The sequence below is a fragment of the Luteibacter sp. NPDC104163 genome (assembly GCF_055584245.1).
The window spans coordinates 77,756-85,483 of record NZ_JBVJMK010000019.1; the positions used below are offsets into that span (position 1 = coordinate 77,756).

General features: G+C 66.9%; 8 protein-coding genes. 2 read left to right on the forward strand and 6 right to left on the reverse strand.

Going from position 1 to position 7,728, the window contains the following annotated elements; genetic code table 11:
* Positions 1–30 precede the first annotated feature (30 nt).
* From phaR to ACZ6YI_RS18680, 6 genes are all read right to left on the reverse strand, one after another.
* A complete protein-coding gene (gene phaR, locus ACZ6YI_RS18655; protein ID WP_440325704.1) occupies positions 31–531 on the reverse strand; it encodes a polyhydroxyalkanoate synthesis repressor PhaR in 501 nt (166 codons plus the stop codon).
* Positions 532–637: 106 nt separating this feature from the next.
* On the reverse strand, positions 638–2,209 hold the full coding sequence (locus ACZ6YI_RS18660) for a DHA2 family efflux MFS transporter permease subunit (protein WP_440325702.1): 1,572 nt from the start codon (positions 2,207–2,209) through the stop codon (positions 638–640).
* Entirely contained in the window at positions 2,206–3,402 is a 1,197-nt protein-coding gene (locus tag ACZ6YI_RS18665; RefSeq protein ID WP_465779962.1) for an EmrA/EmrK family multidrug efflux transporter periplasmic adaptor subunit, read from the reverse strand. The genes ACZ6YI_RS18660 and ACZ6YI_RS18665 overlap by 4 nt, the downstream gene beginning before the upstream one ends.
* Entirely contained in the window at positions 3,399–4,859 is a 1,461-nt protein-coding gene (locus tag ACZ6YI_RS18670) for an efflux transporter outer membrane subunit (protein WP_465779963.1), read from the reverse strand. Before ACZ6YI_RS18670 ends, ACZ6YI_RS18665 begins: the two co-directional genes overlap by 4 nt.
* The gene (locus ACZ6YI_RS18675; protein ID WP_440325696.1) at positions 4,856–5,374 is read right to left on the reverse strand and encodes a MarR family winged helix-turn-helix transcriptional regulator; all 519 of its coding nucleotides are present in this window, start codon (positions 5,372–5,374) and stop codon (positions 4,856–4,858) included. Before ACZ6YI_RS18675 ends, ACZ6YI_RS18670 begins: the two co-directional genes overlap by 4 nt.
* Positions 5,375–5,532: 158 nt before the next feature.
* Positions 5,533–6,300 (reverse strand): TatD family hydrolase, encoded by a 768-nt coding sequence (locus tag ACZ6YI_RS18680; RefSeq protein ID WP_465779964.1) that lies wholly within the window; start codon positions 6,298–6,300, stop codon positions 5,533–5,535.
* Positions 6,301–6,446: 146 nt separating this feature from the next.
* Here ACZ6YI_RS18680 and ACZ6YI_RS18685 point away from each other — a divergent pair, with 146 nt between their 5' ends.
* The gene (locus tag ACZ6YI_RS18685) at positions 6,447–7,046 is read left to right on the forward strand and encodes a glycine zipper 2TM domain-containing protein (protein WP_465779965.1); all 600 of its coding nucleotides are present in this window, start codon (positions 6,447–6,449) and stop codon (positions 7,044–7,046) included.
* A gap of 31 nt (positions 7,047–7,077) precedes the next feature.
* Positions 7,078–7,548, forward strand: coding sequence for an outer membrane lipoprotein (locus tag ACZ6YI_RS18690; RefSeq protein WP_440325655.1), 471 nt, complete (start codon positions 7,078–7,080; stop codon positions 7,546–7,548).
* Positions 7,549–7,728 lie beyond the last annotated feature (180 nt).

The window sequence follows — 7,728 nt, forward strand, 5'->3', positions numbered from 1 at the left end:
CCGAGGGCAAGCCCCGGGCGGCGCCGGTGATCAGCTGGCTTTCTTGCCGCCGCGCGGCGGCACGTGGGTAGCGGCCGCCGGCTTGGCGGTGGCCGCGTCGAGGAACCCGCGCTGCATCGACTTCCAGACGTCGAGGTTGCGCTCGGTCATCTCGTTGAGCATGGACCAGGGGGTCTGGCCCATCATGGTGTTGAGCTGGTTGCGGAACTGCTGCTGCTGGTCGAGGAAGACCTGCAGGCTGCGCTCCAGGTACGGCCCCATGAAGCCCTGCAGCGAATCCCCGTAGAAACGGATGATGTGCGACAGCAGCTGCGAGGAGAGCATCGGCTGGCCGTGCTCCTCGTGCTCCGCGATGATCTGCAGCAGCACCGAGCGCGTGAGGTCCTCGCCTGACTTGGCGTCGCGGACCTCGAAATTCTCCCCGTCGAGGACCAGCTGGCGGACTTCCTCCAGCGTGATGTAGCTCGAAATTTCCGTGTCGTACAAACGACGGTTCGGATACTTTTTGATGATGCGTAGGGTTTGTGCCATGCGGCGAACGCTACCACGAGGTATTGCGCCGCACCAGTTGGTTTCACGGCGTGTAAACGTTTTCAGTCACAGTGCGTGAATTTGGATCGATTTACGTAACTTGGATTTAATGACCCGCCGCGCCGCCCGCATTGCCGAACGGTGGCCGGGCCAGCCAGAGGATCGGGATGAGGGCCAGGAACAGGATCCCGCACAGCCAGAACACGTCGTTGACAGCCAGGGTGAGCGCCTCGCGGTTCACCACCTGGTCGAGCACCGTGAGCTGTGCCTGGCCGTGCAGGTTGACCGCCTGCAGCTTGTCCACATAGGCCATGGCGGCCGGCGAGGCCGGATTGACGTATTCCGTCAGCGAGGCGTGGTGCGCTTCGCCCCGGTGCTGCCACAGGGTCACGGTGATCGCGGTGGAGATACTCGAGGCGAGCGTGCGGCAGAAGTTCGCCAGGCCCGAGGCGCCGGCGATCTGGTCTGGCCGCAGGCCCGACAGGAAGATCTGGTTCAACGGGATGAAGAAGCACGCGATGCCGATGCCCATCACGAAACGCGGCAGCACCAGGGTCGCGAACGACGCGCCGCTGTTGAACGTCGAGAACCAGAACGCGGTGAACGCGAACACGATGAAGGCGAAGGTCACCACCGCGCGCAGTTCGAGCCGCTGGATGTTCTTGCCGATGATCGGCGACATGAGGAACGCGAGGATACCGACCGGCGCGGTGGCCAGGCCGGCCCAGGTTGCGGTGTAGCCGAGCGTCGTCTGCAGCCACAGCGGGAACACGACGGTAATACCGAAGAACCCGAGCATGCCGAGCGACAGCGCCGTGACGCCGACGGTGAAGTTGCGCCGCGCGAACAGCGAAAGATCCACCACGGGGTGCTTCGCGGTCAGTTCCCAGATGATCAGGAACGTGATCGATACGAGCGCCACGAGGCCCAGCGTGAGGATCAGCGGCGAAGCGAACCAGTCGTGGTCATTGCCGTTGTCCAGCATGAACTGCAGGCAGCCGACGCCAAGCACGAGGAGGAACAGGCCGACGGAATCGATCGGCGCCTTGACCGTCTTCGTTTCGCGGGTGCGCAGGATCGACCAGGTGATCACACCGGCCGCGGCGCCCACGGGCACGTTGATGTAGAAGATCCACGGCCAGGAGAAGTTGTCGGTGAGGTAACCGCCGAGGATCGGGCCGAAGATCGGCGCGACGACCACGGTCATGGCCCACATCGCCAGTGCGATACCCTGTTTTTCCTTCGGGTAGCTTGCGAGCAGCAGCGAGAGCGATAGCGCCACCATCGGCCCCGAGCCCGCGCCCTGCAGCAGGCGGAACAGCACCAGCATCGGCATGCTCGTGGCCAGGCCGCAGAGCATCGAGAACACGACGAACAGGCCGACGGAAAAGCAGAACGTCTTCACCTCGCCGAAGCGCTTCGCGATCCAGCCCGTGAGCGGCTGCATGACGGCGCTGGCCAGGGCGTACGAGCTGATCGCCCAGGTGCCCTCGTTGGCGCTGACGCCGAGGCTGCCCGCGATGTGCGGCACCGCCACGTTCACGATCGTCATGTCGAGGATCTCCATGAAGGTGGAGAACGCGACCGCGATCGTCAGCAGGACCAGGGGCAGGCCATGCAGCGGTTTCGGGCCCGCGGGTGCGGGCGCGGCATCCGGGGTGGCGAGTGCGTCGCTCAAGGCACGCGCGCCCCGAGGTTCTGCTGGACGATGGCGTCGGCGGCTTCGTCCGCCTTGGCCGCCACGTCGTCATAGACGGTGGTCTGCGCCACCGGCGTGGTCGAGGGCGACTTCGCCAGCACATCGCCCTTGTCGTCCGTGATGTTCACCGTGACGGCGGTCGAGAGGCCGATGCGCAGCGGGTGCTTGTCGAGGTCGCTGGCATCGAGCGCGATACGCACCGGCACACGCTGCACCACCTTGATCCAGTTGCCGGTCGCGTTCTGCGCGGGCAGCAGCGAGAACGCGCTACCGGTGCCGGCACCGAGGCCGATGACGTGGCCGTGGTACTCGACGCCACCGCCGTAGATGTCCGCTTCCACCTTCGCCGGCTGGCCGATGCGCACGTGGCGTAGCTGGCTTTCCTTGAAGTTCGCCTCGACCCACAGGTCGTGCAGCGGCACCACGGTCATCAGCTGCTGGCCGGGCTGGACGCTGTTGCCCACCTGCACGCTGCGCTGGGCGACGTAACCATCGATCGGCGCGACGATCGCATTGCGCTGCGCCGCGACCCACGCTTGGCGGAAGTTGGCACGCGCCTGCTGCACGGCGGGGTTCGTTTCCACGTCGGCGCCATCCACGAGGGCGCGCGCGGCGTCTGCCTGGCGCTGCGCAGAATCGAGGGCCGACTGGGCGCTTTCGACCGCGTCGCGAGCGTGCTGCACTTCTTCCGGAGCGACGGCTTTCTCGGCGAGCAGCGGGATGCGGCGCTTCAGGTCATCCTGGGCGCGCTTGAGGTCCTGCCGGCGCGCGCCAAGCGAGGCATCGGCGCTGGCGGCGGACTGGGTCTGCTGGCGAACCTGGCGAACGGCCTGGGCCAGCGCGGTGCTGGCCTTGCGCAGGGCGATGTCAGCATCGGTGGCATCCAGCTTGACCAGGACCTGTCCTGCATTCACGCGCTGCGTGTCGTCGGCGAACACGCCGGTGACGATGCCGGGCACCTGCGCGGAGATGCCGACCTGGTTGCCGCCGACGTAGGCGTCATCGGTCGTCTCGCGCGTGGAGAATACGAACAGCCAGAGCAGCAGCCAGATGACGGCGGCCAGCACGAAGACGACAAGGGCGATCAGCAGCGCGCGGCCGCGCTTGCGCTTGTCCTTCGGCGCGTTGCCGCTCTCGGCCGGCTGCGTCGTGTCGTTGGGATTCGCGCTCATGGGCTGTGGTTTCCGTCGGTGCTGGGCGTGGAAGAGGATTCGGGGGATTCGGCGCGGTACCCGCCACCGAGCGCCTTGATCAGGCTCACGTCGGTGGCAAGGGCCTGGCCGTGCAGGTCGGTGGCCATGTCCTGCTGCTGGAGCAGCACGGCCTGGGTGGCGAGCGATTCGCGGTCGTCGCGCACGCCGCGTGCGGCACGGGCCTTCGCGCTGGCGAGCAGGGTGCTTGCCGCGTTGAGCGCATCGTCCTGCTGCGTGCGGCGCGCGGCGAGTTGCTGCGCGCCCAGCGCCTGCGTCGACACATCGCGTGCTGCCGAGGCGACGGTCGCGTTGTACTGCGCCACGGCGGCGTCGAGCTGGGCGCGGGTGACGCCGTGGTTCGCTTCCAGCGCACCGCCTTCGAAGATCGGCAGGTGCAGGGCAGGGGTCAGCGAGAACACGCGGCTGCTGGCGTTGAACACTTTGTCCAGGTCGATGCTGGACAGGCCGGCCATGCCGCTCAGGCTCACATCGGGGAAGAACTGCGCACGCGCGGCGTCGGTCTGGCGCAGCGCGGCTTCCACCTGCCAGCGGCTTGCGGCGATATCGGGGCGGCGCGCCATCAGGTCGGTACCGACGTTGTCCGGCAAGCCCGGCGCCACATCGGGGAGCGCGCGCGGCGTCAGCGCCGGCAGGTCCTGCGGCGAGACGCCGACGAGGGCGGCAAGCGCTGCCCTGCGGATGGCGGCGGAACCTTCCAGCGCGGTTTTCTGCTGGCGTGCGGCCGACAGGTCGCCGCGCGCCTGCTGCACCGTATCGGGCACGTCCACGCCCTGCTTCACGCGCAGCTCGGCAATGCGCAGCGCCCGCTCGCGCGAGGCGATCAGCTGGTCGGCAAGACCCGAGCGTGCCTTGTCCGTGAGCCAGCCGAAGTACGTGTCGGCCACGGTCGACTGGATCGAGAGCGATGCGGCCGAACGCTCGGCCTCCGCCGCACGCGCGCTGTCGATCGCCGATTCGATGGTGAAACGCTTCTTGCCCCACCAGTCGAAGTCGTAGCTCACCTGCACGCCGAGATCGGCCTGGTTGTACCAGGTGAAGCCAAGGAACTGGGCGGGGATGAGGCCGTGCTCGCTCATGCGCTGGCGGGTGACCTGTGCGCTGCCATCGACGCGCAGGCCCGCCTGTGCGGCGGCGACGCGGATGTTCTGTTGGGCGCTGTCGACGCGGGTCTTCGCCTGCGCCAGGTCGGGTGCGCCGCGCAGCGCCATCTCCATCAACTGGTCGAGCTGCGGATCGTTATAGGCGCGCCACCATTGTGCCGCGGGCCAGCCGGCGCGCGTGCCGGCATCGACGCCAGCGAGCGGCACGTCATCGCGCAGCGTGGGGTGGTCGATCTTCGTCGGCACGTGGCAGGCGGCGAGCACGGTGGCCAGCGCCGCGGCCAGCAGGGCGGGGCGGAAAGCAGTGCGGATCATGTCGAGGCATCCGTGGGATCGAGGTGCAGGGCGAGCTTCTTCAGCAGGTGCTCGAAGGTCTTACGCTCGGGGGCGGTGAAGCAGGCGAACTTGGCGGTCAGCTCCGGGAACATCGGCGGGAGCATCTGGCGGACGAAGTGCTTGCCTTCATCGGTGATCTTCAGCACCACCTGGCGGCGATCATGCGTGGCGTGCGTGCGCGTGATGAGCCCGCGCTTGGCCAGCAGGTTGGTGATCCGGGTCATGTTGGTGGGCTTCTGCTCGGCCAGCGCGCAGAGCTCGCCAGGCGTGGAACTGCCCTCGGCGGACGAGTACAGCATCATCAGCGTGCGGAAATCGCTGTCGTTCATGTCGAACGGCTTCAGCTTGGCCTCGACGTCACGCTGCAACGCCTCGCCGGTGAGCAGGAGCAGGCGGATCAGCAGGACCTCGCACTTCGGCAGGCCCGGGATGATCTCCGCGACGCGGTCAACCCCGTCGTACAGGGCATCGACACATGGTTTCAGGCTGGACATTTCGCTGGGGAATAGTTCGCTGGTGAACTATTAGGCTAGCAAGGGATGCTTGCCCCGGCAAGTGGCGGCCGATCTTGTGGGAGTGAGCTTGCGAACGATGGACCCGCGGGAGGGCATCGTTCGCAAGCTCACTCCCACAAAAGCAGCAAGCAGGGCCGTTAGCGGAGGGCGAATAGCTTCCCGGCGTTGACCGTGGTCGCGCTGGCGATCTGGCTTGCGTCGACCTCGCGCAGGCGGGCGATGGTCTCCAGTACATCGACCATGTACGCCGGCTCGTTGCGCTCCCCGCGGTGGTGCACGCAGGGCTGGTCGGGGGAATCCGTCTCGAGCAGCAGCCACTCCAGCGGCATGTTTGCCACGACGCGGTGGATGCGATTCGCGCGATCGTAGGTGACCGGGCCGCCGATGCCGATATGGAAGCCCAGGTCGAACAACTGCCGCGCCTGCTCTTCGCTGCCCGAGAAGCTATGCACGACGCCGCGCAGGCCGCCGATGCGGCGGAGGGTGTGGATCACTTCCTCGAACGCGCGACGGGCGTGCACGATCACCGGGAGATCGTGTTCCTTCGCGATATGCAGCTGGCGCTCGAAGATCGCGCGCTGGCGTTCGGGGTCGAGCCCTTCCACGTAGAAATCGAGCCCGATCTCGCCGACGGCGACCGGGCGCTTTTCCGCGAGCCAGGTAGGAAGCTCGTCGAGATGCTCATCGCGGTGGCTGGCGAGGAACATCGGGTGCAGCCCGTAGGCCGGGTGGACCCCTTCACGCGAGGCACACAAACGGTCGATGGCCTCCCAGTTTCCGCGATCGATCGCCGGTACGATCCAGCGCCGCACGCCGGCCTGGGCGGCGCGCTCGAACATGGCGCCGCGATCGGCGTCGAACGAGCTGTCGTCGAGATGGGCGTGGGTATCGATCAGGTCATGCATCCGGTTTGCTGCCGTTTTGCTTGGTGGGGTCAGTCTAAGGCGTCGTTCAGTTTAACGATTGTCAAATGTCTACGAGGCGTTCTTACGAACTTTCGGGGCGTTGTTGCCCCGGTAGGACGCCGCACTATCCAGTGGAGATTAGGGTTATGAGCAGGTTGAAGATTTCCGTCCTGAACGCCGGTTTGGGCGCGGCCCTGGTGCTGAGCCTTTCTGCCTGCAACCGCGATGCGAACGCCGATGTGGCCAATGCGCCCGCACCGGCCTCTGCGCCGGCAGCCGCGCCCGAGCCGGCCGGCCCGAAGTACGCCCGCGTGGTCAGCGTCGACCCCGTCCGCCAGGCGGCGACGTCGGCCCAGAAGGAGTGCCACGACGAGGTCGTGACCCGCCGTGCACCGGTCAAGGACCAGCACCAGATCGCCGGTACGGCGATCGGCGCCGTGGCCGGCGGCCTGCTCGGCAACCAGATCGGCGGCGGCAAGGGCCGCACGCTCGCCACCGTGGCGGGTGCCGTGGGTGGCGGTTACGCCGGCCACGAGATCCAGGAGCGTCGCCAGGAGACGAACACCGTCACCAGCACCGTGCGTAAGTGCAGCACCGTGCCGGGCACCAGCGGCGACAAGATCGTGGCTTACGACGTGCGTTACGAATACAACGGCGTGACCCGTTCGATCCGCATGGACCACGACCCGGGCGATCGCGTTGAAGTGCAGGAAGGCGTCTCGGTCGTTTCCGACGCCCGCCAGTAACCATCCCGATCCATCGCGAGGGCGTATCCCCATGCATAGCATCGTCCGCAAGTTTGGCCTCGTCGCCGCCGCCATCGTGCCGCTGTCGCTGACAGCGTGCTATGAGCAGCCGCGCCGGGTGTATCGCGAGGATCGCGTGGTTTACGACGACCGTGGCGGTTCGCGTCGCTGCGCGCAGTGCGGCGTCGTGGATGACGTGCAGCAGATCTATACCGACCGCCAGTCCTCACCGCTTGGCGCGGTGATCGGCGCGGTGGCCGGCGGCCTGCTGGGCAATACGATCGGCAAGGGCGATGGCCGCTCCGCGGCGACCGTCGGTGGTGCCGTGGTCGGTGGCGTCGTCGGCAACCAGGTGGGCAAGCGCAATGGCCAGGATATCGCCTGGCAGGTGCGGATCCGCCTGGACGATGGACGCTCCGCCGTCGTGACGCAGGCGGAGGATCCGCAGCTTCGCCGCGGTGATTACGTCGAGATCCGCGGCGACCACGTGTACCGCATGTAGCCGTCTAGACGTCTATTTGCAAACTATTGTGGGATATCTGAAAGCTATTGTGGGAGCGGGGGTGGGGGCGGGGGGGGGGGGGGGGGGGGGACCCAACGGGGCAAAAGGGGGTCCCCACGGTTATTGGAAAGGGTTTTTTTAAACGCCCCCAGGGCGGGTTTTTTTTGGGCAAAAAAAAAA

Coding starts and splice junctions, on each gene's coding strand:
- phaR (WP_440325704.1), bottom strand. CDS start 531: ATGGCACAAACCCTACGCATCATCAAAAAGTATCCGAACCGTCGTTTG.
- ACZ6YI_RS18665 (WP_465779962.1), bottom strand. CDS start 3,402: ATGAGCGCGAATCCCAACGACACGACGCAGCCGGCCGAGAGCGGCAAC.
- ACZ6YI_RS18690 (WP_440325655.1), top strand. CDS start 7,078: ATGCATAGCATCGTCCGCAAGTTTGGCCTCGTCGCCGCCGCCATCGTG.
- ACZ6YI_RS18685 (WP_465779965.1), top strand. CDS start 6,447: ATGAGCAGGTTGAAGATTTCCGTCCTGAACGCCGGTTTGGGCGCGGCC.
- ACZ6YI_RS18675 (WP_440325696.1), bottom strand. CDS start 5,374: ATGTCCAGCCTGAAACCATGTGTCGATGCCCTGTACGACGGGGTTGAC.
- ACZ6YI_RS18680 (WP_465779964.1), bottom strand. CDS start 6,300: ATGCATGACCTGATCGATACCCACGCCCATCTCGACGACAGCTCGTTC.
- ACZ6YI_RS18670 (WP_465779963.1), bottom strand. CDS start 4,859: ATGATCCGCACTGCTTTCCGCCCCGCCCTGCTGGCCGCGGCGCTGGCC.